Genomic DNA, 25,900 nt, shown 5'->3' with positions numbered 1-25,900 from the left:
CCAGTGCCGACTGGTGGCCGGACGCATGATCCCTTCTTCACGCATCTGTTTCCGGATGTCCACGATCAGATGGATCTTTCTTCCCTAGACGAAGGAAATGGCACCCAAGCAGAGTCCGATCCCCCCGAGTAAAGACATTGGATGGGCCGGGAGGTTTTTCACCGACAGTTAGTAGTACACTGGATCCATAGTACAACATATCATGTCGAGTAGTACTCGAGACCCAGAGGTAGTACGCGTCTCGCAGAAGGGACAGGCAACGATCCCGAAGACGCTCCGAGAGAAGTTTGGGATCGACACCCCTGGTGAGGTGTTCATTTACGAGGAAGACGAGCGGATCATCGTCGAACCAATCCCGTCACTCGAAGAGTTAGGTGGGATTCACGCCGACACCGACCGCAAGCGTGGCGACGTGCTCGAGCGGGTTCGTGAACTGAAAGACGAGGAACGCCGGCGTGAAGAGGTCCGTGCTGACCGACTCCGACCGGCTGACTCGGAGGATGAATGAGCGACCGGTACGTCTTTGACACCGAAGCGATCATCGCATATCTCTACGACGAGCCAGGTCGGAGCGTCGTCGAAGCGAATCTTCGAGACGTTCGTGACGGGGATGTCGAAGGGCTGCTGGCAGAGACCAACGCTAGTGAAGTCCTCTATCTGGTTGCCCGCTTCGAAGGAGTCGACGACAAACCCACGACAGACTCACTTCGGACTGCCGATCGCGATCTCCGTGCGCTCGAGCGGGGGGGAATTCACATCGAACGAGCTGACTGGCGACTTGCCGCCGAAGTGAAGGCAGACGGTCACATTTCGTTCGCGGACGCTCATGGCGTTGCACTCGCCCACGAGAGGGATGCAACACTTATTACCGGTGCTGATGACGACTTTGAGGCGCTTCCGATCGATGTCGATCTAGTCCGGTTTCGTGAGGATGGTGTATAGGTCAGTCGATTGGAAACCCTGCCGACGTGATCAGCTTTTCGGCTACTCGCCGTGTGAAGCTGTCTTACCCGTTATCTCGATAATCTCTCCCGGTTCGAGTGCTGCCGGATCCAGAAGGTGGAGAAAGCGGTCGCGTTCTCCCCCACTTAATACGCGAGCCCTGACTGTCTCCTTCGAACACTCGAGTTTCGCGTCGATCGCATCGAGCGAGGAGTTCTGCCTCAAGCGACCGGATACAGGGAGTAGGTGATCTCGAGTGTCGACGCCGAGCCCGACGGTTGTACCGGGAGTGAGTCCCGCTCGCGAAGCACATCGACCAACCAAAGCAGACAGCCAGCGACGAGGAACGGTATCCAAACTGTTGGTTCCGATCGAAAACTGGAAAGAATTGTTGCGACGGCCCGTGGGTCGTCATCACTCTGGGATGACTGGTCGTTGGAGGTGGTGTTCAACGGACCATCCGGCGAACCGCCCATACCACGTTCGAGTCTTGCGGTCCAGTCACGTTGATTCCTCCAGAGCGATCACGCGGTGGCGATTCGTCAGATACAATCGGCCATCACCGACAATCGGTGGTGAGAGTGGGACTTCCTCCGGCTCGTATCTGAACCGTTCCGTTCCGGTGTTCACCTCGAACGCGCGAAGCGATTTCCCCCGCTCGACGGCGTAGACGATGTCGTCAGCGACGACTGGTTGCGTCTCATCCTGGAAGTCTATCGACCAATGGGATTCGCCCGTCTCGAGATCGAGCGCGTGGAACTCATCGTTCCCGTCGCTCAACAGCACCGTCTCGTCTGCCACGGCCGCCGTCCCTCCAGTTGCGTTCCCGTTTAGATCACGCTCCCAGATGGGTTCTCCATCGTCGGTATCGAGCAATGCGACACCATTCCGTGACGTGACGATGATTCCCGCGTCTGTCGCTGGCGTACAGAGTTGCATCTGATCGGCGCGCTCTCGCTCCCAGTGCAGCGTCCCGTCTTCGAGATCGTAGGCCGAGACCTGGTTTGGCCAGTTCGCGACGAACAGTGTTCCATCCTTGATCGTCGGTCGCCCGAACGATGCCGAGATGACGTCGTCTTCCTCGACGGTAACACGCCAGCGGACGGATCCATCTGTCGCATTCATCGCAGCGATATCGTTAGTTCCGACGACAGGCGCGTATACGGTCCCATCGTGAGCGACTGGATCGACCGTCGGGAGGTGATCGACCGTTGGCCGATATTCTCCCTGGGGCGGACCTTCCCAGCGCTCACTGCCGATTCCACGATTGGTTCCTGGGATTTCGACCCCACCGCCGGCGTTCACGCCATATATCCCACCGGTAGACGTGACGGCAAGCGTCGGCGTTCGATATGGCTCCGCGTCGACAGCGGCCAAGCTGGACGTGTATGGACCTCGTCGGACGAACCGTTCGGTACCATCAGTAACGGTAACTGCAACTACGCCTGTTCCGGTCGCATAGAGGGTATCACCGAGCCGGATCGGGGCACTTGCCCCGTGGAACCACGACGGCGTCTCGTAGACCCACGCAAGTTCGACAGCAGATGTCGGCCCCGAGACGTTCGGGTTGTATCCGGTGCCTGCCGAGTCGTACTGAGCCATCGGCCAGTCATGGTTTGCTGTGATCGTCTTCGCCGACCGTCCGGTGACGGCGGCGACACACCCACCAATCGTTAGAGTGGTGGCTCCGATGAGAACGCGTCGTCTGGAGGGCATTCGAGTCTGTTCCCCAACAAGTATTCCGTTCTAATTGATTCTACCGATCTTATAGAAACGCTCGGTTCGCTGGCGCCCGTATACCTTTACCTTCCTCGAGGTCGACAACCGAAATACTCGACCTGTTTTCTCTGTAGAAAGAGTGGTATTTTTATTGACGGAAGAACACGCTAACCCATGGTCCCCCGTCGCCTTCTCCTCCTCGGAGGCGCCCTCGTATTAGCTAGTTTCATTGTAGCGCTCGCGATTGGTGTCGGTACACCCGAACCGACGGTCACTCTGGAAAACCAAGACAACGAGACCCATTACGTGACTGCACACACCGTCCCAGACGAGGACGCCGCCGGTTACCTCAACTTCGAGGTGACGACCGATGACGGCGAGCGTCAACTCGCCACGTACGAAGATCTCGTCTGGGCAGGATATTACCAAAACGTGACGCTCGTCGACGACGGAGTCAACACACAGACGTTCGTCGTCGAACCCGGCGAGACTAAACACGGTTTCGTTGACGGATGGTCATCGGAAGATGTGACAGTGTACGTCAATGAGCGTGGGTCCCAACGAGAACACGTCACATCTCGAACCATCAGTTGCGGGAGCCGTGGCCAGTCACACTCGTTTACTCTTCAGGAATCCGGATCTGGAGGATCATACAGTTGTGCTGGTGGGTTCAGGTGGTTACTCCGGTGAAGATTGTAACCAGTTCAGTCTTTTTCAGACAATTTCGTTGATAGCCGGTCGAGGCGCTCCTGTACAGACTCGTTGTGAGACTGTGTGACTTCAGGAAGGTATTCGGCTTCGCAGAGTTCGTTTGCTTCGACAGCGATCTCGAGAACTGCCCCTTCGTGCTGAGCCTCCGGTGGCAACGTCGTTACGTCGACGTCGAGTTGGTCAACCGTCTCGTCGTCCTCTTCGAACAAGAGCACGGCTGTTTGTCCGTCGACGATCCGATCGAGGGTTGCGATGTAGGTCTTGGTCATTAGCCAGCTAGTGGTGTTGTAGCCACGTCAACCGGGTGGGTGAACGAGGCCTGTGTGTCGTCATCGTCAGTTGGTTTCTCTTCGAGGAGCTCCGACGCATCAGTCGAGAACTCGTGTTCGGTCTCGTGGTCAACATTGCTCCCGTCAGTCGTGAGGACGACGTCGATGATCGCCCCGAAGACCTTCCAGACGACGTCCCTGCAAAGGCGACGATCACGATAAAAGAAATCAACGACAATCGCTACTACTACTGGCAGTGGCGAGACGGAGAAAAAATCCGATCTCAATATAAAGGCCCCGTCAGTCCCGACGAATAGACGAGATTGAACCAGAGCCGAAGGTTTGGCTCTGTTGAAATTCTCAAGTGATGATAGGTTTCGTGCGTCGTGCTGCATACAGAGGATAGATGCAGCACGAGACTGGCGTTCGTTTCTACCCCGATAAGGTGAAAGAACTGGTCACACGAACTGCGTATCTACCGACCCAAAAACATGTCACGACGTACCAACAGGAGAGTGAGCACGACCAGCGGAACAGATAGGTAGATGATCAAAACCGACCCAAATGGAATATCTAGTCTCAATGCCTGAATCGCCCCAGCTATCGCCGCTACGAGTGTTCCGTACCAGCCGATAGGCCTTCGTTGATACACAAAGATCGCCAATACACCAAGGATAATTCCTACCCCACTCCATTGGAGAGCGGCGACAGTTTGGGGACTGATCCCAGTTTCAACAACCGGCCCCGATAACTGGGATAATGCCGCAAACAAGAATGAGAAGCCTGCAAACACTACTAATCCAGCTACAAGACCGAGAATATCTACTGGTGGTCGCCCTTCATATTTCTTTTCGAAGAGCGGTGGAGGATTTATTTCTGGCATATCTTATCACTCGTATTCGAGGCACTTAATCAATCACCAGTAGTGACCGATTCGCGCGATATATTCAGCGCGACCACAGAAACATATCACTCTCTGAGGATTTCAACAGAGCCGAAGGTTTGTTTCAGCACCATTGAACCCTCAGCAGACGACACCCCCCAGAGTGTGAATGGGATCGGTTTACCGACACCCCTCAGTGTGAATGGTCTACCACCAGGGGTGCCGTGATTGAGAAGCTCTTAATACCAGAAGTCCCCGAACGGCAGGAGGTTTCTCCACGACGTCCTCATCGAGGAGACCGACGACGATTAAAAAATCGTGAGATCCACCCCCCATTTTCGAGCTGTAAATCGGAGGGGGAGAGGAGACAGCACATCAACATGCTATAGAACGTCGTATCTCTAAGGTCACTCACCCCCCGTTTTCGAGTAGTAAGCACCAGAATTGTCGCGAAAGGGTAACGCTCGTAGGAGCAGTTCACAAATGAGGGTGATATTGGTTAACAAACATGGTGGTTGGTGAAGTTCGTGTGGTGTACTCGAACATTCTACCCCCTTTTTCGAGTTGTAAGTCGCCGGGTGCAGACCACTCCAGACCCCATGGAGTGAGAATGGAGTTCACAAAATAGGACGTAGAGGCGATGAAACCTGATAGTTCTCGGGATTGGGACTATGTGCGAGATGAGGATATTCTCTATACCCAGAAATTCCAATCTTCTAGCTGGGCTAGATGATTGGTTTCTTTTGTACTCATTGAAGATATGATTGGATAATGTATCATAAACATTCACTTTCCTAGTTGTAATTTGGAGAAATGGATTTTCAGGTCTTCTATCGCGTGTATCTGCCACAATCGGCTGTTTTGCAGTCCCTCTTCCTGTTCACCCCCTACCCGTCGTCACGAGTTTACAACTCGAAAAAGGGGGGAGGGGTTCGTTAGGCCCAGTCCGTGATATCGGCTACACGTGTTCCATTGAAGCGCAGTGGACGGAATACGAATCACAGTTCGAGACGACCGACCCAACGACTGTCAACGTGTTTGACCACGGTGATCACGAAACCATCCATGAGCGGATGATCGCAGTCAGCGAGTGGCAGGGCGTGATCCGGGATATCAGGCTGTACGAGCTTGCTCGCCAGCTCTCCCAGAACGACGGGCATTTGATTCCGGCGTAAATGAGCTAGCCACCGAAGGATTCGGCGCCACACTCGACAGGCCTACCGGATCGACAGACACTGCGCCTACTGGAGCGACACCTGTCGTCGGATTCACTCGTGGCGGAGACTGCGTTTGACCCGGACTCCTACGAACCTCGGCTGCTTCGTGGACTGCTCGACGCTGGACGATACCCGGACTCAGTGACAGCAGCCCGTCTTGGCATTCGGTGGTTCACGACTGGCGATTTCTCGGTCCACTACGTCGAAGGGCACGAGAACGGGGAACGCTGGGAGTGTCGCTGGGACCGGCACCCTAACACGCATAACGCCCGGTTGCACTTCCACAAGCCACCGTCTGTCACCGAAATTACCGACCTCGAACTCCCGTCGCTCCATCCACTCGAAGTATATTCTACCGTCCTCACGGCAATAGAGCAACGCATAGAGACACTATGGCTCTAGCACATGTTGAGAACAACCGAGAGATGCCTACTGGAGGAGACACCTGAAGATGTCAATGGGTATCGGTAAATGTGCAACAGCAGCGCTATCGTAACACAGTAGCCCAGAACCCCTCGGTATTAGTATACCCATTTATATGATTACTATACATAGATCTCGTTCCGGCGTTCGCACGTATACTATTCGCGGTAGATCTTCCAAGATAGAGTTCGCACAGCCCCTACGTATATCTACTATAAAACCAACTATACCAATAGAAGCAGATAGTGGTATCACTGAAATGCCCACGAAAGAGCTGCCCGATAATGCGCCGGGAAAATACGTCCCCTATCATCCGAACCCATACTATTCACCGGAGCCGCTCCCAGTAGAACCGAAGCTCGAACTCTCCGACCAAACACACGATCTGGTGGCCGATGCAGCGTATCAAATCGGTCGTGTCGACGGTATCAGTTCGACAGTCGACTTCTCCGCAGTTCTCTACACCTCTCTCATACGTATCGAGGCCGTCGAGTCAGCACGTATCGAAGGGGCAGACGTCGCGTATCAAGACGTCGAAGCGTACCACACAAAGCACCCTGCAGGCGGGGCTGGCACGACAATCGAGAAAGACCTGAAAGAGGCCCTCAATTACGAGACTGCCCTCACATACGGGCTCGACAGAATCGAGAGTGGGACATCGATCACGCTCTCGCTTATCAAAGAACTCCATTCGATGCTGCTCGAGGATGTCCGAAACGAGGGTGACGTCGTCGGTGACTTCCGCGACCATATGGTTCATCCCACTAGCCCACAGCCAGGACAGCGTCCGTTCGTCCCACCGACTCCGGAGGAGCTCACTGGACTCATGCACTCACTTGAGTCGTACATTCAGATGGGTGGGCAGTACCATCCGCTCGTCGACGCCGGCATCATCCACTATTTCTTTGAGACGGTTCACCCCTTCTCGGATGGGAACGGTCGACTCGGTCGGTTACTCATAATTCTGTATTTGGCGAGCGAAGGATACCTCGAAAGTCCATACATCTTCCCGAGCGCGTACTTTAATCGGCACAAAGTCGAGTACGTCGAGCGGATGCGTGCGGTGAGTGAGGACGGTGCGTGGGACGAGTGGCTCACGTTCTTCCTCGAAGGACTCCGAAGTCAAGCCGAGACGTCGTACGACCGGACGCACCGACTCCGCGATCTCCAAGAGCGCTACGAGAAAGAGTACCCAGGCAGCACGAATACGGACACGTTCGCTCGGCATCTACTTCAGTATCCGTATTTTAAGGCACCAGATCTCATGGGGTATCTCGATGTCTCACGCCGAACTGCCTACAAGGTCGTCGACGACCTCGAATCGGATGGCCTCATCGAAGAAGTGACTGGCAAAGAGCGCGGGAAGGAGTACAAAGCAGTCGAGGTGTTCGACATTCTAGAGTAGGCGGTAGTGCCTCGATTTTGATCTAATTGAGGATTTTCCAGGTGTTGAATCAGTTGCACACCACCTGAAGTTGAAATACCATAACGAGGGAAGCCATCCGCAAGAGATGACTGACTACTATGGTAACAACTGCAACTAGTTACACACTGATCGCCGAGCAGGCTGGCGATCAGGTGTGTATTGACTTGCAGTGGCTACTATATTGACAGCAGATACAATACACATCCAATACACCCGAACATGACCACGCTTCACATCACCGTCGGCGATCGAGCACAGCTCCGAGAGGACACGCTCCAGTTCATTCAGACTGCCGAGACTGATGAACTGGATGCAAGCAATGAGCGTGCAGTACTCCAGTTCGGGACTTATACCGGCATCGATGCGGTCTACGCTGATTTGATCGATAATTCAATGACCTCTCCTGCCTCGAGTTCTGCCTGATCCAGCAGTTGGAGGAACTGCTCATCCTCTCCGCCACTCAGCACACGAGCTCTAACTGTCTCCTCGGAACACTCGAGTTTCGCATCGATCGCATCGAGTCGAGCGAGGAGTTCTGCCTCAAGCGACTGTTCTTCGAGTGATTCCGTTTCTGCAGGAAGCGTCTCAGTGTCAGCTGTCACACCATCGGAGTCCGTCGACGCATATGGATCTGCCACAGTCCGTACAAACGTTTCCTCGAGGACGTCGAGGTTGACGCCTTCGGCCTCGAGAGTGATCGGTTCGCGCCGGTTGACATCCAGTGTGGTAGGTGCCTCGAGAGATTGTTCCTGTACCGCCTCCCAGTGTCGTCTGCGGATCTGACTTGCAGTCGTGTCCGGGATCCACCCGGGCGCGTTCCAGCGTCCATCTTCGTAGAGTCGGTGGATGTCCTGATCGTTCGTCCCCCAGGTGAAACACCGATCGAAGCGGCGTTGAAACCGGTTGAGCGTCTCGCCTCTTGCGTGTTTGATCACGACCTCGATCGGAGCGAGTGAGCGGACGACGTCGTCGATCGTCTCGAGTGTGGGATGATTGCATAGCCGAACCGATTGCGTCGTACACTGGGTATTCGGGATACCGTCGCCGTTTCCTGTCGCGAGTTGGAGAAACAGCGCTCCTGGATCGTCGCCAACTGTTTCGAGCAGTCGCCGAGAACTCCCAGTCGTCGCCGACTCCGGGCCTGTAATCGTCACGCCACCGTCCTCGAGTACCTCCGCAGGTCGTTCGAACACTTCAACAGGCGTGACTGATGGCTCGTCGTACTCGAGTGCAGTGTACAGTTTGGCAGCCTGCCCGACGAGGGTAATCGGTAACTCGCGCTCGAGTTCCGTTGCAACGCGAGCGAGGAGCGTCGCGTAGTGTACGCCGGTGAGCGAACTCGTTGCGACCACGACTCTCGAACCGGCGAACGCACGCTCGAGTACCGTCTCGAGTGACTCGTTGAGTGCGGCCGTGTACGAATCGTCGTTCGAGACGTTTAGCAACACACAGTCGATATCGAACGGGTACGCGGTCTCGAGTCCAGGATACCCGGCACACGGTCGCGTCGTGAAATCGCCGGTGACGAGGAGGTGTTGTTCGCCGCTGAGAGGGTCGTCACTCGAGTTCTCGTCGCGAAATCTGAGTATGAATCCGGCAGCACCAGGGGTGTGTCCAGCTGCAACCGGTCGGACCTCGAGTGTGGAGAGGATCGACGTCCAGTCGTCGATCGGTTCGAGAGCGTCGAGTGCAACCGAGATATCGCCGAGGTTGTTGTCCTTCTGGGCTTCGGGTAACGACTGCTCGAGGACTGTCGCCGTTGCAGGTGAGGTGTATATCGAAGCGCTGTGGTGAACGTTTCTCGCGAGTGTTTGGTAGTGATCAATGTGGGCGTGAGTGAGCAAAATTGCGTTCAGGTACTCGTCGTCGCCGAGCATGGATTCGACGTCGACATTGTCGCCAGCATCGACGAGAACACACGCACGCGTGCCATCCTCTGTGGTGAAGCGCAGGAGCGTCGATTCGTTACCGCTGTGAACGTTCGCATGTTGGTAGGAGACACGCATACGTGGTGGACTGTTTCAATTCACCACTGCATGAATTTCAGTTTTGTGTTAGACAGATTGGATACACACAACCGACCGATCATCGATGCATGCGGGTGTGAATCAATCGAGTTCCGATTTCAATCCTGCAGATCCCACGCCGCAGCACCGATATCGTCTCGGAGAGAACAACTGCAGGAGGGAACTCGGATAGAGAGTGACAAATTGTTCGACTCGCCTCCTCAGGACGGTCGATCACCGGAGAACTCACCTTTATGAATCAATATTTCGTTGGGCAACGAGAGGCGACCCACATGAGTGATGATGGAACTCGAACGGAACCGTACGGGACCTGGCCGTCGCCGATTTCCGCCGACGTGGTCGCGAGCGATGCTCGCACGTTCGGGCACGTCGCAGTCGACGGTGATGAGGTGTACTGGCGCGAAGAGCGCCCGACAGAGGACGGTCGCGGCGTCATCGTTCGACACGATGGCGAGGGGATCGAGGGCGTCACACCCGACGGAGTCAACGTTCGCACGCTGGTCCACGAGTACGGAGGCGGCGATTTCACGGTCCACGACGGCACCGTGTTCTTCACGGCGTTTGACGATCAGCGCGTCTACCGCCAGCCCCCGGATGGCGACCCGGTCGCCATCACACCCGCACCGGAAAGCGAGCGAGGACTGCGATACGCCGACTTCGAGGTGGCCTCGGACGGTCGCCACGTCTACTGCGTCAGGGAGAACCACGATGTGACGGCTGACGAGGACGGCGCCGAGGAGCCGACGAACGCGCTGGTTCGGCTTGCGGCGGACGGAAGCGACGAGCCGGCGGTGATTGCATCGGGGCATGACTTCTACGCCGCGCCGCGACTCTCGCCCGACGGCGATCGACTCGCCTGGCTCACGTGGGATCACCCGCGAATGCCCTGGGATGGCACCGAGTTACACGTCGCGACAGTGATGGACGACGGAGCCCTCGTTGACGAACGCGTGGTTCTCGGCGGGGACTCGGAGGCGGTTTTTCAGCCGACCTGGGCTCCCGACGGCGACCTGTACGTGGCCTCCGATCGGAGCGGCTGGTGGAACCTCTACCGCGTTCCCCTCGACGGAAGCTCCCCCGAACCGGTGCTCGAACGCACCGCCGAGTACGGGGCTCCACTCTGGCAGTTCGGGATGGCGACGTTCTCCGTCCTCGACGACGGAACGATCGTCGCCGTTGCCACCGAAGACGGGACTCAACGGGTGGAACTTCTTGAGGGAGGGGATCGGAAGGTAGCGGACCTGCCCTTCGAGACCGTCTCCCCACGCGTCAGGTCGAACGGCGAGACGATGACCTTCATCGCCGGCGGCCCGCGGACACCCACGTGCGTTGTCCGGTGGACGCCCGGAGACGATCCGGAGGTCGTTCGCCGGAGCACGGCGCTCGAGGTGGACGACGCGTACCTGGCGACGCCGGAGCACGTCAGCTACGAGACCCGCGACGGCGACGTGTCCCACGCGTACGTCTACCCGCCGACGAATCCAGAGGTTGAGGCGCCGTCGGACGAACGCCCGCCGCTGGTGGTGTTCGCTCACGGCGGGCCGACCGGCGCGACGACTCCGGCGCTGAATCTCACGATCCAGTACTTCACCTCCCGTGGATTCGCCGTCGCGGACGTCAACTACCGCGGATCGACGGGGTACGGTCGGGCGTATCGGGAGGCGCTCTACGGCGAGTGGGGTATCACCGATGTCGAAGACACGGTTGACGCTGCGGTCCACCTGGCCGAAACGGGTCGGGCCGATCCCGATCGGCTGGCCGTCCGCGGCGGGAGCGCCGGCGGGTTCGTCGTGCTGGCGGCGCTCGCGTTCCACGACGCGTTCGACGCCGGTGCCAGTTACTTCGGCGTCGCGGATCTCGCTCGCCTCGCGGAACTAACGCACAAATTCGAGTCACGCTATCTCGATCAACTGGTCGGGTCGTATCCCGAGGCGGCGGACACCTACCGCGAGCGCTCGCCCGTCGAACACGCCGATCGCATCGACGCACCTGTGCTCCTGTTGCAGGGTGAGGACGATCCCGTGGTCCCGCTCTCGCAGGCGGAGGCGATGGTCGACGCCCTCACCGCAAACGACGTTCCGCACTCGTTGCTCGTGTTCGACGATGAGCGCCACGGCTTCCGCCGGGCGGACTCTCGCAAGCGTGCCACAGAATCGGAACTCGCGTTCTACGGCGAGGTCTTCGGATTCGAACCGGCGGATGACCTGCCTCGGATCGATCCGGTGGCGGACGACGAGTAAGGCGGCCCGGTCTCGAATTCGGACAGTGATAAACGGGAGAGAGACGGCAAGCACCGACTCCACACCGTTCTCGCGCTGCGTCTCTGACCACGCATTATAACTCGAACGCGTCTTCTCTGTCGGCGTTGCTGATCTCAGCGCAGAACTTCTGCCAGAGCATCTCCTGGGGCCACTCCTTCGACCACTCCACGTTTCACTCGCCTGCCGGCGACACCAGGATCGCCACCTCACGTTCGGGAAAGGCGTGTTGACAGGCGGTCGCCTGCATCCGGTGGCGTCGTCACGTTGTCGCCCTTGGCTCGGGCTTCGTCCGGGAAAACGGCTGTTGACGCGACAGCCTCAGAATCCAGCTCCGGCCGCAACACGTCGCACGCGTGGTCGAGTTCCGAGAGGGCCATAGCGACGCGGTCCACCTGTAACGCTCGTTCCGAAAGGTCGTCGATGGTGGCCGAGTTTGGTTTGGACGTCGCGTCGGTTTCGGCACTCGCCTTTGCCAGTTCCTCGCGTGTGTCGGAGAGCGACTCCTCGATGCTTTCGACACGCGGCTCCTCTCCCGGATCGTCTTCTCACACTCGCGACCTTGTTCTCTCGCGTCCCGCAGTCCGTCGAACAACGACGTTCCGTCCTCTCGGCGTTAAAAATGATTCTTTCGAGACATAGTCGGTCGACCTCGATGCCGAGTTTCCGCTTGACGACGGCGAGAACGCTGCTGTCACCCTCGCGAACGAACTTGACGCTGCACTGTGTCTCTGCGATGAGTTCAACCAACTCGGTTTGATTCACGCGTCGCTCGCCGATACCCGGCTTGTGACTACGCAAACCTTGCTCTCTGTCCTCGTTCGAACTGAGCGGTTATCAGTTGCTGATGCTCAGATGCACCTCGACGAGATCAGCGCTGCCCGCAGCTGGGACGTGAACAGCTACGTACAGCGAGCCCGGTCGTTCCTCGAGGAGCCCTGACTGGATACTAGTTGAGTTGGTTGACTGATCTACGGTTGCGGCCCGCCCCGCTCGTCGCTGCCGCCCTCCGCTTGCTCACGGCTCACTCCGTTCACCGTTCGCCTCGAGGCGCTCCCCGATGGTCGCGCCTTCGCTCGCGTCCCTGTGGGGCGCGAGCGAGAGCGCACATGGTGAATGAGTCGGTCGATGTCGAGAGCCACGGCTGGAGAGTCGTGGTGTCAGAAGAAGACGCCGAGTGAGCGCCTTCGGAAGTTAGAATTCCAATGTCTACTAAGAATTCAGTCAGTAAGGTCGTTTCGGTCGATGAACAGGCATACGAACAGGCGGACACTCGAGCGGAGCACGATTCCGATGCAGAGTACATCGTCGACGAAATCCCGGAGTTCCGGGCAACGGTCGAGATGGAAATCCAGGCGAAGGTGGATGCGAACCACCCTGATGGGATCGTCGACACGAGCGACGAGCGAATCTACGGTGCGACCCTGGCTCAGGAAGAGCGCATCCGGGCCAGAGAGGAGGAACTCGAGCGCATCAGTGCCCAGGCCGAGTTCGGTCAACAGAATGGGCGGGCACGACGAACCCGGCAGGAAGTCGAAGCGATGCGCCGTGAACAGCGCCGGTCGGTATCTCGAAGCGATCCCCGTGAGCAACTCGAGTGCGAGCAGTTGGCGGAAGTCAATCAACAGGCACAGCGGTTGGCTGACAACGTCCGGGGTGGCTACAGTCGGGCGGTCATCGCGAAGCGGATCGCCAGTCGCGTTCTCGACGGAACAGAGTTGTTCGAGGCTGTGATGGAGACGAAAGAGGAGCTGCTCCACGAGGCAGGGACGATCGTACCGATTGGGAAACTCGAGGAGATCAATCGCGGCGAGGTCAGCGTTGAAGGTCGTGTGATCGAACTGTGGGAGCCAGCCTGTTCGAGTCAACAACAGGTTGGGCTGCTTGCGGACGAGACGGGGCGAACGAAGTTCACGGTCTGGCGGAAGAGCAGACAGCCGCTGGTCGACGAGGGCGAACGGGTGCGGTTCAGGGCTGCGGCGAAGAACTGGTACAACGGTCGGTGTTCAATCGCGCTCACTCGGTGGTCGGAAGTCCGGTTCCCAGCGCGGGAGACGTGGTGGGAATAGCCGGTCATGCCCTTTTTTGCTGGTAGGTACGATCACCGCCACCACCCACCACCTCCACGTTCCGGGCTGCTCACGGCCATAGGCCGCTTCGCTTCCGGGCTTTCGCTTATAGAGTTTTGCAAGAGATGAGTACAACAAGTAATCAACTCACAATTGGCTCTGTTGAAACCCTCAGAACGTGATAGGATTGTCGTGCTGAATACAGGGCGCGAGTGTGGTACGGACTCTGGATTGATTTGTGAGTATATGATCGGCAGTACAGATTGGAACCAGAAGAATCATATTTTGTAGAGTCATAGACCAGTTTATGGATATCACGAAACAAGTGTTAATTGAAAATCTCTTAGAGTCTCTACGTTGGTTAGCAAATATCGCATACTTGCTACTTACACTCGTTATCGCAGGATGGCTTGCAAACGCGGCTGGCACTGTCTTTGGTGGAGGATATCTTGGAACAGCCGTTGGGTTTGTTGTGTTCGGTGGAGCGTTTCTTGGAATGATGATGGCATATTATCTACTCTTTCTTAACGAGTGACCGACACTTTTACAAGTCGATTGAATTCTTGTTCGTTGATTAACGTGGGAAACAAGCGATGCGGCCGTGCTGCACTAATGCTCTGTATTCAGCACGACCATCCCTAACTATCAGTGATTGTGGGTTTCAACAAAGCCAGACGGTTCGAAGCCAGACTCGTTGCCCATGATCGGGATGCAACTCGCGTCGTGACAGCAGATATCGGCGACACAGCCGCCCGAAAGCTCGTTACCGAACTTGTCGATAACGATCTGGTGACACCAGTCCCTGGCAAGCGGGTGTTCGTCCACGAACCAAGTGGGACCGCCTTTGACTCGAGCACTCAGCTTGCTGTTTTCCATCGAGGCTGGACAGCAGCCCGTAATGCTGACAAGGAAGGTGTGTAATGCAGGAGACACTCACTGGCAGCATTTCTCCGATACCTTCCTCGCATACATAACCAAACGAGTGCTCTCTTTTTGCTGGTGCCCGATCACCCACACCCCACTGACCCACTCATCTGCCTGTTCCGGTCATTTCACGTTTTACGGCTGTTAAAACGCCGGAATTTCGCATAATTCTTGTCTCAGTATTGTACCCAGCGTTTAACCCGACAGAGCACATTATTCTAGGTAATGGAACGCCTGCCCCAGCAGAAAGAGCGCGATACTGAAACAGGGCAAGAAACCTCTGAACAAGAGGGTGTTCGAAGCTGCCCTGAATGTGATTCAACAACGCTTGCGAGGAGCGCTGATGGGAGCGAAATCAGTTGCGAGGACTGCGGACTGATTTTAGAAGAGGAGGCTATCGATCGAGGGCCAGAATGGCGGGCGTTCAACGCGGCTGAACGTGACAGCAAATCGCGCGTTGGTGCGCCGACGACCCAGACGATGCACGATAAGGGACTGACCACGACAATCGACTGGAAAAACCAGGACGCCTACGGTCGGTCTCTTTCCTCGGAGAAACGCAGCCAGATGAATCGGCTGCGGAAATGGCAAGAGCGGATCCGAACAAAGGACGCTGGCGAGCGCAACCTCCAGTTTGCGCTCTCTGAGACCGACCGGATGGCCTCTGCCATGGGCGTTCCCCGCTCTGTTCGCGAAGTCGCAAGCGTCCTCTATCGACGTGCACTCGAGGAAGACCTTATCCGAGGACGCTCAATCGAGGGTGTGGCCACGAGTACGCTGTATGCGGCCTGTCGGATGGAAGGGATTCCACGATCGCTCGATGAAATTGCCGCCGTCTCACGGGTTGAACGGATGGAGATCGGCCGCACGTACCGATACATCTCGAAGGAACTGGGCCTTGAAATGCAGCCTGTTGATCCCAAGAAATACGTCCCCCGTTTCTGTTCCGAACTCGAACTTCCCGATGAAGTACAATCGAAGGCCAACGAAATCATCGATACGACGGCTGAGAAAGGGATGTTATCGGGGAAATCGCCAACAGGGTATGCCGCGGCTGCCATCTACGCTGCTGCGCTCCTTTGCAATAAGAAAAAGACCCAGCGGGAAGTCGCAGATGTTGCTCAGGTAACTGAGGTCACTATTCGAAATCGGTACCAAGAGCAAATCGCCGAAATGGGGATTCACGACTAACGCTCTGCATCGGATCTGACTCCGTGAAACTGTGCTCAGTGCTGCTCAAAGAGTATGACGGGAGCCAGAGACCAGAGCTTTCGGTTACCCGTTGTTCTCTCAGTCTTGCCAGTACTGAGAGGTATACTGAGTCGGGCTGAATTAGCCCGACTCAGTCGCCGAACCAAGCGCTCACTGTACGGTATTTGTCCGAGAAACGTACGAAACAGGCTGGTCGGGACGACTGGGTCAGTCCCGACCGCCCGACGTGGAGTGACGACTATATTTGTTACCACTCCTAATTGTACAGCGCGACGACAAAAAGGAAGTAAACAGTCGTACCGAGAACGTCGGTGGCGACGTTCGTGGGAGAAACTCAGTTCTCTTCCGATAGGACGTCTCAATGCCCCAGCGACGGCGCTACGCTTGAGCCAGTGGTGAGCGATTTCGATGTCAGTGCCGACGTCGAGATCACGGTTGGTGACCAGCCAGACGTAGTCACCATCTCGTGTTCGGTGCGGAACGACGACGAACCGAACTGGTGGTACACCCGTGTTCGCACACGCACCGCAGTTCGACGAACTGGCAAACCCCGAGGGCACCGTCTCGGGAATGCGCGAGCGTCGTCGACACTGCGCCACGCTGTGAACCGGCGAACACCGACTCCCTCGAGACGGTGGGTGTCGACCCTGACGGGTACGAGTGTAGTGCGTCGGGCTCCTGACGGAGTGGCTGACGTTCTAGCCGTCTCCCTCGAGGACGAGTCGTTGTTCGGCCTCCACCTGGATATCTTCTTTCTCGAGGCGAGCGGTGACGGTATCTTCGTCGTGTCCGTCCGTTTCGACCTCTATAGTGACTGGTACAGTTTCCCCGGTTGGATTCGAGCCGACCGTTATTTTTTCGGCATCGAATTCCGTCACCTCCGCACTCTCGAGTGTGGAGTCGATAGTGAGGGCGTCGTTCGATTCTTCGAAACTGAGTTGGAGAGCGGACTCGTCGTCGGCTGTGTCGATGGCAGTTGCCTGACCGACTCCGATTCTTGAGGCGCCGTCGGTCTCTGTGAGGATAGCAAGCGAAGAGAGCCCAGCGAGGCCTAGAAACAGTCGGCGGCGGCTCACTCTCATCAGTATTACCTCAGTGCCTTCAGCCGTGTTCGTTCGGTGGTCTGTTCCCGGGCTGTTCCAGCAGACTGACACGCCATCACGTGGGTAGTAGCGGCGACACACCCAATCTGTTCTGGTCCACTAGTCGAAAATTTTCAAAACATAATTGCCTCCTTTCTACAGTCATACTAGTTCATTCCACGAATGCACCACAAATTGTTAGGTAATTACATCAGCATATCTTACTGTACTATGCCGGAACACGACACGTCCCGATCGACTCAGAGGCGCTTCCCAGGAACACGCGGCCATGTAGAAGGGATGTACTAGTATGCAACGCCGGAAATTCATGCTCGGTTCGACCGCCGCAGGTGCCGGTTTGTTGGTAGGCACTGGCGCGTTCAGTGCGGCCGGTACTGGACACGGGGTTTCGATCCAGGCTGGTGACAGTGACCTCCACGTCGAACTCAACGATGAGTACGAGGGCGATGCTGGGTCGTACGTCACCGAGGATCCCCTCGAGCTCGACGTCGAGGTCGGGGACGACGAGTGGATCCGATTCGACGACTTGCTTCGCGTGACGAACACGGGGACACAGCCTGTCACCGTCTACGTTGGGGATGAAGAGTGGCTTGGCGACGATGCGGACGCCGTGCTCGATTATCGGGTCGACGGCACCGTCGTGGGCGAAGACAACGGCGTCACCCTCGAGGACGCGGCGGGAGACAACAGCGAAACGTTCACCGTTCTGGTCGATGCGACCGGTCACGATACCGTCGAGGACGCGCTTCCCGACACGGACGGTGACGACGACACCCATACCGTTCGGTTTGTCGCCGAGACCACGGACGCCGACAGCGGTAGCGGTGAGGAGGACTCAGACGAGGACGACGACGATGATGAAGAGGACGACACCGAAAACGGGGACGGAGTTCTCGAGGTCGACGCCGACAATCATGTCACGGTCGGCTCGGACAACACCTTCGACGTTACTGCCACAGTCACAGACGAGGGACACGGCGGCGGGGACGCGACAGTCACACTCGACATCGAGGGTAACCAACTGGAACCGCACGAAGAGACGATTACCGTGCCCGAAGACAGCGAGGTGGAGGCCACGTTCGAGGTCCCGACGGTGTATGACGATCTCGACGCAGACGACACCGAGTCCGGACGACACGGTGACTTCCGGTTCGACGGGACCGACTGGACGGTGACAGTCGACTACGCCGGTGAAACAGACGCGGTCACCGGAACGCTCGATGTCGAAGATGCGGCGATCAAGTTCTACGAACCGGACGGTGATGTAAATTGTCCAGTATGTAACATGGGGACGAAAACCTGGGAGGACTCCCACGGACAAGTAACACACGCAAACGGCGACCGAATGGAGTTTTGCTCCGATGGGTGTATCGTCCCGTATGTTGTCGATCCAGGCCAGTACGACGGTGACTACGTCACTGTTCCGGACGCTCCGATAGAGGGAGTCTGGGTCGTCGACTTCACTGACCTCGACGACGACGGTAATCGCACCGGTGACGGGACCGACCTCATCGACGGACACGAGGCGTACTTCGTGCTCGATTACGACGCGAGCCGAGAGACGCAGCATCACATCATGGGGGCGAATCCGCCGTCGTTCGCCGCCTACGACGACGCCCTCGCGTACGTCGACACCTACGACGACCTCGAAGAGGCAGACATCGTCACTCTCGACGACTTCGACGCCGACATCGCCGAGGAATACCGTCCGAACTCCTACGAGCCGTAGGCCACTTCGAAAAAGCTGGTGGTCTATCTTCCAACTGTACTTCAGGACGTGATATAATGGGACGCTCGACGATATCCCGGTCACTCGAGTTCGCGTTGCTAGTCGGCGCAATCGTCGTCGCCGGTCAACTGCTCGGCCAGCCGATCCTGCTGGGCTACGTCACCAGCGACAGTATGGAGCCGACGGTCGAGGCCGGTGACGGCTTCGTCGCCGTACCGGCTGCCGTGACGGGCGAGGTGGAGGTGGGCGACGTGGTTGTCTACGAGGCGGACGGGGACGGCGGGCTGGTAACCCACCGCGTCGTCGACGAGACCGACGAGGGCTACGTCACCCGCGGTGACGCGAATCCCATCACTGACCAGGCCCGGGGTGATCCACCACTCGAGGAGGACGACGTCCTCGCGACGGCCGTACAGGTCGGTGGGACGGTCGTTACGATTCCTGGACTGGGAACCGTAGCGACGAGCGTAGGGGCAGCAGCCGAGACCGCCCAACTGTGGCTGATCGACCTCACCGGACTCGACCAACTCCGTGGCACGGCGGTGCTCCCGATTGCACTGCTGGTCCTCTCACTCACCGGCTACGCACTCGAGACAGCCCGTGACCGGTCGTCGTCGGAGAGAGACAGATCTGGCGACACTGTCGCCGCCCCTTCTAGACTGGCCCTCGGCCTTGGGTTCGCCCTGTTCGTCGTGATCGCCGCGTCGGCAGCGATGCTCGTTCCAGCGGGCGGGGAGACGCTTACGGTCATCAGCTCCGATCCGGCACCGGACGTCGAACTCGTCACCGAACCCGGCGGGACGGCCCAGACGTCCTACCATGTTTCGAACCAGGGGTTCATACCGATCGTCGCGTATCTCGAGCCCGTCGACGACGGTGTTTCCGTCGAGCGCAAATCGATGTCCGTTTCGGGACGCGATAGCGAGGTGGTCGGGGTTACGCTCGAGGCTCCTGAGGCGACCGGCCACAACGACCGAACGGTTCTCGAGCGGCGGTATCTCCACGTCCTTCCGCGAGGGGTGATCGACGCGTTGTACGCAGTTCACCCGTGGGCCCCGTTCGTCGCGATCGTCGTCACACTCGGTAGTGTGTCGTACGCACTCGGACGACGCGTTGCTGGCTATCAGGACGTTCGAACGGCTCGAGAACAGGACCGTTTACGAACACGTGGGTGACCGACAAGAGATCTATGAGTACCAGCGACGATAGTGACCGAGATGTCGACGGACTGTGGACGAACGAGACGGTTCTGTGCGCCCGAGCTCTCCTCGCTGACCGACGAGCGCTCGCCGTCGTGGCGGTCGTCTGTCTTCTCTGTCTGGGTGGATGGTTGACGTACGCGGCGTACGCCGCTCCCGATGAGACGACAGAGCAACGGACGACTGAAACCTGGACGATGACGGGGACAATCTCCCACGGTGCCACCGTGGTCGAACCGACGACGGTCTACGGAGACGACGGCGGCGTAGAGGTAACTGACGAACCAGTGTACTACAGGTCGGTCTCGCCGACTGCCAACGGAGCGGTCGCCGTCGAGTACGACACAGCGAAGGCGTCCGATGTCGACCTCGAGATCGATCTCGAGGTCGTCTCACGGGCGGTTGACGACGGAACCGTCTACTGGGACGTCTCTGAGCCGCTCGACCGTGTCGAACGAGAGAACGTCGAACCCGGTGAGACGGTGGCTGCCTCGTTCGAACTCGAGGTCTCTCGAATCGAAGAGCGGATCGACGAAATCGAGAGTGAACTCGGTGCGAGTCCTGGCGACACTGAGACGTACGTCGACGCGACCGTTTCACTCGATGGAACGATCGAAGGTGAGCAGGTATCGACTACCCGTCAGCAACGGATGGACCTCTCGATTGACGAGTCGACGTACAGCTTTGACGGTGATGGCTCGTTTACCGAGGAAGGAACCGACACTGAAACGATCACTGTCACCGACTCGTCCGACCTAATCTACACCGCCGGTGGCCCACTCCTGTTCGTGCTGGGTGTCGTTGGCGGTGGTATCGTCGTGACCGTTACTCGGCGGCCACTGTCGGAAGCCGAACGCCAGTGGATCAGCTATCGTGACGCCCGCGAGGAGTACGACACAGTAATCGTGCGGGCGAATCTGCCAGCGACGGTGGACCCACCCTTCATCGAGATTCCGACACTCGAGGAACTCGCGACCCTCGCGATTGACTTCGATTCGGCCGTCCTCGAGGTGCGAGCGAGTCAGCGGTACGTCGTCCATCATCGGAACAGGACGTACGTCTACGACCCTCCACAGGAGCCGTGGGATCGACCCGAACCGGATTCTGACACGATCGCAGGTTCGGATACCGACACAGCGCTTTCCGAGCGGGCTCTACCTGAACCTAATTCGGATCCTGTGGACGACCCGTAGTGTCGCCGTCAGCGGAGTCTGTTGGCTTCGGAACGGTTCTTACGGGTCCGGAAACAGCAGTGATGAAGCCGCGTGAGTTACATTCCTTGCCTCGGTTGTGTCGACCAGATCGAGACAACGACCGCGACGACAATCGTCGCTTGGCTACTTCAGCAACCACTGTTTCGCTGTGGAAGAAAGTACGTTACTTCGCCTCCAGATCGCGAGCGTCAAGTTCCCCGTCGAGATATTGTTCCCCTTCAGGGGAGATGTCGTAGACGCCGTTACCGAGGTGGACGAGCAGCCCATAAATAACGAGTTTCTTGCATCGCTGGTTAATATGCTGCCGAGAGAAGCGAACACGGCCACTATCTGCCATTTCCTTCGGCGTATCTGGGCCGCGTTCTGAGAGGTGTTCAAGAATCCTGTCATCGGCACGCGACATCCAGTCGTCGTCGAAACGCATATTCAACGCTGACTGCTCCACGGACATTGTAGCCGCGCTAAGTCAACCAGAGAATCTATTAGAGCCTGTAGTTGACCGACAATTCTTTAAACGGTGAAAAAGGAGGGCTAGAAGATGAGTGATAGACAGAAAGGGACAACTGTCGACGAGTATGATGATCCGCTCATTGCGATTCTCACTGCCCTCGAGGCAGAAGGAGTTGATCCAGATTCGTATCGTCTCTATGACTTCGTCGAGATGGAAGCACTCAAGCAGTTGATGAATGCAGGAAACGACTCTGTGGCGGTTTCGTTTACGGTTCGAGGGTTTCGTGTAGTAGTTACGTCAAACACAGTGTCTGCTACCGAGCGTGAGTCGCTTGAACAGATCTGACCACGTAATGTACCTGTCTCGATACAAATGGCGTTAGGTGGGGACAACAAGCCAGGGAATATCGAACTTCTCAGTCGCTCCGAACACGCAAACTGACACGGCTTCGGAGCCGAGATTAAACCAACCGACTACGAATGGGATGTTACAGATCGCGAGCGGGACGAACGGAGCGATTCACCATCGGGGTTCACGGGCTACGCATTCTCGCCTAAAACTCCAACTGTGGGTTATTCGGCCTTGTTGAAATCATTAATCAGTGATAGGTTTTAGCAACCGTGCTGAATACGGGGCGCGGGCCATGTTTAGACGCCGCTCAGTTGATGTCTCGACCGGGATTATGTAGAGTTGAGTAAGGAAGCGGCGAGTATGCCGTCGCAACTCGCTCGTTTCACCGACCGATGCGTCGATTTGTCCCAGGATGCTGTCATTGGCGAGCCAGCACCGGCGGTCGAGAAGGGTGACGGCGGCTATGCTGACTGGGTGATCGTCTCGATTCACTGTCTCAGAGAGTATCTGAATCAGCCCTACCGCCGATTACTCGATATCTTGTACGAAATGCCTGCAATTGCTGCTAAACTCGGACTGTCTGTGGATCAGCTTCCGGATTTTACCACCGTCTGCACGCGGAAGCAGGATCTCAGAATGCGGATCTGGCGGGTGTTGCTGCGGCTGTCTGTCTCACTGCACGAACTCGGCGACGTCCAAGCGATCGACGCAACTGGTTTCAAACGGCATCAGGCCAGCCGTCACTACGTTCTCCGCGTCGGCTACAATTTTGACGACATCAAGACGACAGCGCTCGTCGATTGCGATACCAGCGTCATCCTCGACATTCATTGCTCGATGAAACAACCTCATGATACCCAAGTTGGACGGCAGGTACTGACGAGAAATCGCACCCGATTGAGCACGATCGCCGCTGACAAAAGCTACGACTGGGACGCGCTCCGGCACGAACTCAGGGACGCTGGCATCCGCCCGGTGATCAAACATCGTGAGTTCTACGCACTCAATAAAGCGCACAACGCTCGCCACAACGAAACCGTCTATCACCGCCGGTCGATCGCCGAGGTGATCTTCTTTGCACTGAAGCATCGGTTCGGCGAGACGTTGCGGGCTAGAACGTGGTTTGGCCAGTTCAGAGAACTCGTCCTAAAGACTGCCGTTAGGAACATCGAGCAAGCTGTGAAGCTCTGAGACCACTAATCTCCCGCGCCTAAACAAGCCCGATAGCGCATGTATTGCACAAATATACGCCGCCCTCACAAACTGATGATTATAGATGAGTCAATAAATAATGCAAGACAAATGATATAACCTCCTATCACTAAAAACAATTTCCCTTATTAATTCTGTATTGAAATCACGTCGCTGATCAACGCTCCGAGCACAAGCCCGACAGCGTGATAGTGATGGCCCAGTCCAGGAAATGCCAATCCGACTGATTTCCGCCAGATATCGAATACAACCCCACCGAGACTGATCACTAACAGTATGCTGAAAAACGTGGAATTTTTCATATCAATGCCGCTCTCTGCCAACGGTGGGTTCTGATACGACCAGTAGTGGCGAAGGCTCAACCCCAAGAGAACGAACAATCCAATACTTGACCCTATCCCACCAGAAGTAGTCGCATCAGGGAGGAACGGGAGACGGACGAATACGACCAGTACGGTCCCGATGATAGCACAGAGTGCTCCACCCACAATGTAAGCCACGCCCGTCTTCGTGGTCCCTAAGACCCGTTCAACTGGTGGGATAATAAACAATGCAAGCCAACTGTTGAACAATAAATGTGCGAGATTGCCGTGGCCAAGGGGCGCAGTCACCCAGGTCCATACATACTCTAGGTGAGAGAAGTGTACTGCGAATAGTGAAAGGGCAATCTCCTTGCCGTAGAGGGATTCAATTCCCAACCTGAGCCCATACAATACCCAGACTGTCACCAAAAACAACACAGTTGCTTGGGAACGCCGTAACACCCCAATCATTATATTGATAATAAGGCTAATTTTATTAAAATGTCTTGATTTGACAACTTTTGAGAGAGTAGGTGTAGCCATTTGATATGAACATAGCTGTTCGGAACCGCCAGGTTGCTTTGCTGTATTCAGCACCCCTCTCGTGTCAGGTAGTATGAGTTTCAACAGAGCCGACTGATTGAGTACATGTAACAGCCAATTGGTTATGCTATGGGGCAGCAGTTGATGGCACTCAACAGACCAGTGTTTCACTCTCGTCTGGCCTGCCTGTTTGTCCTACTTGCTCGCCACAGCCGCGGTGGGTCGTTCCTTGAGGGCGAGGCATTCTCGCCTCTTTTATAGCAAGGATTGATAGATAGGAACGCTCACGTATCATCAGAATTCTCCTCCCGGACTGGGGTGGACTGGTAGATAGCTTCGTGAATCCTCACATCACCGTAGGTCAGTCGAACCCATCCGACGACGAGCAGGCTCACCAGAAGTGCCCGGACGACGGAGAACTCGTAGGTGACTGTTGTATGTGCTTCCAAAACGAAGAGTGTCGGCAGCTCTAATCCCAGAAACGACGTTCCGAGCGCGCCTTCGAGAAAAACACCGCCGAAGTGGACGCCGATCGGGAGCCCGAGACGTCCCGTGAACAGGTACGCCAGCGTGAAGGCGATACCGATGACGAAGCTTGTGATCACTTCGGGTATCGGATTTCCCGCTCCGAGTGGAATGTGCCATAGCCCAAACACGAAAAGGCTCCCCACGGCCGCGAGGACGACCGCCAGAGTCGGTGAGAGCCCGCGCCCCTCCAGCCCTTCCGTGAAATTCGGGAGCATGATCCCGCGAAAGACGACCTCCTCGTAGACATTGTTTGCGAGCACGTAGCCGAGGAGCACGACGAGGACACTACTCACTACAAACGGGCCACCGGTGACACCGAGACCGCTCACCTCCACGCTGATGGATGCATATCCTCTGTAATCGAGATAACCGAATGCTAGACCGCTTCCAACGGCGCTGATCGCGATCCCGGCCAAAAAGTCCCGAGCCCACGTCGCGGAACTCTCGAGCCCGTAGGCTCTGATCGGCTTCCCGTCTAGCCTCGTTGCAAGACCGAGCGCGATAACGACAAGAATAACCGCCACGAGTAGCTGGAAACCCACGATTCCGACCGCTTCGGCGAGCGAAAACTCAGTTGCGGTTGGGCCGAGTATGATCGCCATCGAAATATGTAGAATGACCAAGATCGTGCCTGTCACTATCGCCGGAAGTGATCCACGAACACTTGCCCGCAGCTGTTGTGAGTTTTTCTCGCGGATGCGTTTCATCGTTCCCTGGTCTCACTCTGCCGTGTGAGAAAGCCCACAACCACTCCGGTTGCTGTTCCGCTCATCATCACTAGCATACTCCTCGTCGAAATTCGCCCCCGAATTCCCGCGTTACAGACCATCGCCGTATCGAGCACGTCAACTAACAGCGCCACACGATCCCACTCGCGCCTTCGTTCCGATGATGCAGTGAGTTGGCCAATCCCGAGCCCAAGTGCTCGAATACAGGCGTACCGGAGTGCTACCGACTGTGAACTGGCGTCACCTTCTGTCAATCCATACCACCGGCCAAGCAAACCAGGAGACAGTGTTCCGATGACGCCAAACACCACTCGAAACCAGGGTAGGGTTCGCGAGGCCCTTTCGACCGCAACAGTGGATGCAATCTGTTTCCTTCTCGAATTTGACTTTTCCATATAAACAGTCACGGCGACACCTCAGGAAAGGTTTCTCCGGAGCATAGCCACTGGGTTTATGGGTT

At 56.9% G+C, this 25,900-nt stretch carries 25 protein-coding genes and 2 pseudogenes; 17 read left to right on the top strand and 10 right to left on the bottom strand.

Annotated elements, in window-relative coordinates:
* Positions 1–202 precede the first annotated feature (202 nt).
* Positions 203–508, top strand: a complete 306-nt coding sequence (locus tag NMAG_RS20130) for an AbrB/MazE/SpoVT family DNA-binding domain-containing protein (protein WP_004216254.1) — start codon at positions 203–205, stop codon at positions 506–508.
* Entirely contained in the window at positions 505–942 is a 438-nt protein-coding gene (locus NMAG_RS20125) for a PIN domain-containing protein (protein WP_004216253.1), read from the top strand. Before NMAG_RS20130 ends, NMAG_RS20125 begins: the two co-directional genes overlap by 4 nt.
* A gap of 501 nt (positions 943–1,443) precedes the next feature.
* Here the strand turns inward: NMAG_RS20125 and NMAG_RS20115 are convergent.
* On the bottom strand, positions 1,444–2,658 hold the full coding sequence (locus NMAG_RS20115) for an outer membrane protein assembly factor BamB family protein (RefSeq protein WP_012996990.1): 1,215 nt from the start codon (positions 2,656–2,658) through the stop codon (positions 1,444–1,446).
* A gap of 177 nt (positions 2,659–2,835) precedes the next feature.
* Between NMAG_RS20115 and NMAG_RS20110 the strand changes: the two genes are divergently transcribed.
* Positions 2,836–3,351, top strand: coding sequence for a hypothetical protein (locus NMAG_RS20110; RefSeq protein ID WP_004216250.1), 516 nt, complete (start codon positions 2,836–2,838; stop codon positions 3,349–3,351).
* Positions 3,352–3,365: 14 nt separating this feature from the next.
* Here NMAG_RS20110 and NMAG_RS20105 read toward each other — a convergent pair whose 3' ends face one another.
* From NMAG_RS20105 to NMAG_RS21315, 3 genes are all read right to left on the bottom strand, one after another.
* Positions 3,366–3,641 carry a DUF3006 domain-containing protein gene (locus NMAG_RS20105; RefSeq protein ID WP_004216249.1) on the bottom strand — a complete coding sequence of 92 codons (276 nt, stop codon included), beginning with the start codon at positions 3,639–3,641 and terminating at the stop codon, positions 3,366–3,368.
* Complete coding sequence (locus tag NMAG_RS21840; RefSeq protein WP_012996989.1) at positions 3,641–4,036, bottom strand: hypothetical protein; 396 nt, start codon at positions 4,034–4,036, stop codon at positions 3,641–3,643. Before NMAG_RS21840 ends, NMAG_RS20105 begins: the two co-directional genes overlap by 1 nt.
* 80 nt (positions 4,037–4,116) lie before the next feature.
* On the bottom strand, positions 4,117–4,524 hold the full coding sequence (locus NMAG_RS21315; RefSeq protein ID WP_004216246.1) for a hypothetical protein: 408 nt from the start codon (positions 4,522–4,524) through the stop codon (positions 4,117–4,119).
* 980 nt (positions 4,525–5,504) lie between these two features.
* On the opposite strand from NMAG_RS21315, the pseudogene NMAG_RS21310 reads away from it, so the two are divergent.
* The 3 genes and pseudogenes from NMAG_RS21310 to NMAG_RS20090 all read left to right on the top strand — a co-directional run.
* A pseudogene (locus tag NMAG_RS21310) lies at positions 5,505–5,699 on the top strand (sugar-specific transcriptional regulator TrmB); the annotation flags it as partial.
* 60 nt (positions 5,700–5,759) lie between these two features.
* Positions 5,760–6,143, top strand: a complete 384-nt coding sequence (locus NMAG_RS22555) for a hypothetical protein (RefSeq protein WP_049939287.1) — start codon at positions 5,760–5,762, stop codon at positions 6,141–6,143.
* A 280-nt stretch (positions 6,144–6,423) separates the two neighbouring features.
* Entirely contained in the window at positions 6,424–7,569 is a 1,146-nt protein-coding gene (locus NMAG_RS20090; protein ID WP_004216243.1) for a Fic family protein, read from the top strand.
* A 389-nt stretch (positions 7,570–7,958) separates the two neighbouring features.
* Here the strand turns inward: NMAG_RS20090 and NMAG_RS20085 are convergent, their stop codons facing one another.
* Complete coding sequence (locus tag NMAG_RS20085; protein ID WP_004216241.1) at positions 7,959–9,596, bottom strand: MBL fold metallo-hydrolase; 1,638 nt, start codon at positions 9,594–9,596, stop codon at positions 7,959–7,961.
* 293 nt (positions 9,597–9,889) lie between these two features.
* Here NMAG_RS20085 and NMAG_RS20080 point away from each other — a divergent pair, with 293 nt between their 5' ends.
* A complete protein-coding gene (locus tag NMAG_RS20080; RefSeq protein WP_004216240.1) occupies positions 9,890–11,857 on the top strand; it encodes a S9 family peptidase in 1,968 nt (655 codons plus the stop codon).
* A 227-nt stretch (positions 11,858–12,084) separates the two neighbouring features.
* On the opposite strand, the gene NMAG_RS22285 is transcribed toward NMAG_RS20080, so the two are convergent.
* A complete protein-coding gene (locus tag NMAG_RS22285; protein ID WP_160165666.1) occupies positions 12,085–12,255 on the bottom strand; it encodes a hypothetical protein in 171 nt (56 codons plus the stop codon).
* 262 nt (positions 12,256–12,517) lie between these two features.
* Between NMAG_RS22285 and NMAG_RS22550 the strand changes: the two are divergent.
* The 5 genes and pseudogenes from NMAG_RS22550 to NMAG_RS20055 form a co-directional block, all read left to right on the top strand.
* Positions 12,518–12,817 (top strand): annotated as a pseudogene (locus tag NMAG_RS22550) (hypothetical protein); the annotation flags it as partial.
* Positions 12,818–13,080: 263 nt separating this feature from the next.
* Positions 13,081–13,944, top strand: a complete 864-nt coding sequence (locus NMAG_RS20070) for a hypothetical protein (RefSeq protein WP_004216238.1) — start codon at positions 13,081–13,083, stop codon at positions 13,942–13,944.
* Between the two features lie 307 nt (positions 13,945–14,251).
* Positions 14,252–14,479, top strand: coding sequence for a hypothetical protein (locus NMAG_RS20065; RefSeq protein ID WP_004216237.1), 228 nt, complete (start codon positions 14,252–14,254; stop codon positions 14,477–14,479).
* Between the two features lie 113 nt (positions 14,480–14,592).
* Positions 14,593–14,865: a hypothetical protein gene (locus NMAG_RS22545; protein WP_081446737.1), complete on the top strand. Its 273-nt coding sequence runs from the start codon at positions 14,593–14,595 to the stop codon at positions 14,863–14,865.
* 228 nt (positions 14,866–15,093) lie between these two features.
* Complete coding sequence (locus NMAG_RS20055) at positions 15,094–16,059, top strand: transcription initiation factor IIB (RefSeq protein WP_004216235.1); 966 nt, start codon at positions 15,094–15,096, stop codon at positions 16,057–16,059.
* A 719-nt stretch (positions 16,060–16,778) separates the two neighbouring features.
* Here NMAG_RS20055 and NMAG_RS20050 read toward each other — a convergent pair.
* Complete coding sequence (locus NMAG_RS20050) at positions 16,779–17,162, bottom strand: hypothetical protein (RefSeq protein ID WP_012996987.1); 384 nt, start codon at positions 17,160–17,162, stop codon at positions 16,779–16,781.
* A gap of 310 nt (positions 17,163–17,472) precedes the next feature.
* Here NMAG_RS20050 and NMAG_RS20045 point away from each other — a divergent pair, with 310 nt between their 5' ends.
* The 3 genes from NMAG_RS20045 to NMAG_RS20035 are packed head-to-tail and all read left to right on the top strand — an operon-like array spanning position 17,473 to position 21,304.
* Positions 17,473–18,912 carry a nitrous oxide reductase accessory protein NosL gene (locus NMAG_RS20045; protein ID WP_012996986.1) on the top strand — a complete coding sequence of 480 codons (1,440 nt, stop codon included), beginning with the start codon at positions 17,473–17,475 and terminating at the stop codon, positions 18,910–18,912.
* 56 nt (positions 18,913–18,968) lie between these two features.
* Positions 18,969–20,087 carry a signal peptidase I gene (locus tag NMAG_RS20040; protein ID WP_004216232.1) on the top strand — a complete coding sequence of 373 codons (1,119 nt, stop codon included), beginning with the start codon at positions 18,969–18,971 and terminating at the stop codon, positions 20,085–20,087.
* 14 nt (positions 20,088–20,101) lie between these two features.
* Positions 20,102–21,304, top strand: a complete 1,203-nt coding sequence (locus NMAG_RS20035; protein WP_004216231.1) for a DUF5305 domain-containing protein — start codon at positions 20,102–20,104, stop codon at positions 21,302–21,304.
* A gap of 184 nt (positions 21,305–21,488) precedes the next feature.
* On the opposite strand, the gene NMAG_RS20030 is transcribed toward NMAG_RS20035, so the two are convergent.
* Entirely contained in the window at positions 21,489–21,749 is a 261-nt protein-coding gene (locus tag NMAG_RS20030; protein ID WP_004216230.1) for a helix-turn-helix domain-containing protein, read from the bottom strand.
* Positions 21,750–21,863: 114 nt separating this feature from the next.
* Here NMAG_RS20030 and NMAG_RS20025 point away from each other — a divergent pair, with 114 nt between their 5' ends.
* Positions 21,864–22,121 carry a HalOD1 output domain-containing protein gene (locus NMAG_RS20025; protein ID WP_004216229.1) on the top strand — a complete coding sequence of 86 codons (258 nt, stop codon included), beginning with the start codon at positions 21,864–21,866 and terminating at the stop codon, positions 22,119–22,121.
* A 366-nt stretch (positions 22,122–22,487) separates the two neighbouring features.
* Entirely contained in the window at positions 22,488–23,318 is an 831-nt protein-coding gene (locus NMAG_RS20020) for an IS5-like element ISNma1 family transposase (RefSeq protein WP_004216228.1), read from the top strand.
* 149 nt (positions 23,319–23,467) lie between these two features.
* Here NMAG_RS20020 and NMAG_RS20015 read toward each other — a convergent pair whose 3' ends face one another.
* Both NMAG_RS20015 and NMAG_RS20010 read right to left on the bottom strand, forming a co-directional pair.
* Positions 23,468–24,112, bottom strand: coding sequence for a rhomboid family intramembrane serine protease (locus tag NMAG_RS20015; RefSeq protein ID WP_012996985.1), 645 nt, complete (start codon positions 24,110–24,112; stop codon positions 23,468–23,470).
* A 356-nt stretch (positions 24,113–24,468) separates the two neighbouring features.
* Entirely contained in the window at positions 24,469–25,314 is an 846-nt protein-coding gene (locus tag NMAG_RS20010; RefSeq protein ID WP_237076861.1) for a CPBP family intramembrane glutamic endopeptidase, read from the bottom strand.
* Positions 25,315–25,900 lie beyond the last annotated feature (586 nt).

The sequence above is a fragment of the Natrialba magadii ATCC 43099 genome (assembly GCF_000025625.1).
In the GTDB taxonomy this organism is placed as follows: Archaea; Halobacteriota; Halobacteria; order Halobacteriales; family Natrialbaceae; genus Natrialba; species Natrialba magadii.
The sequence above is the reverse complement of the archived record's forward strand: the minus strand, read 5'-3'. Positions and strand labels throughout refer to the sequence as shown.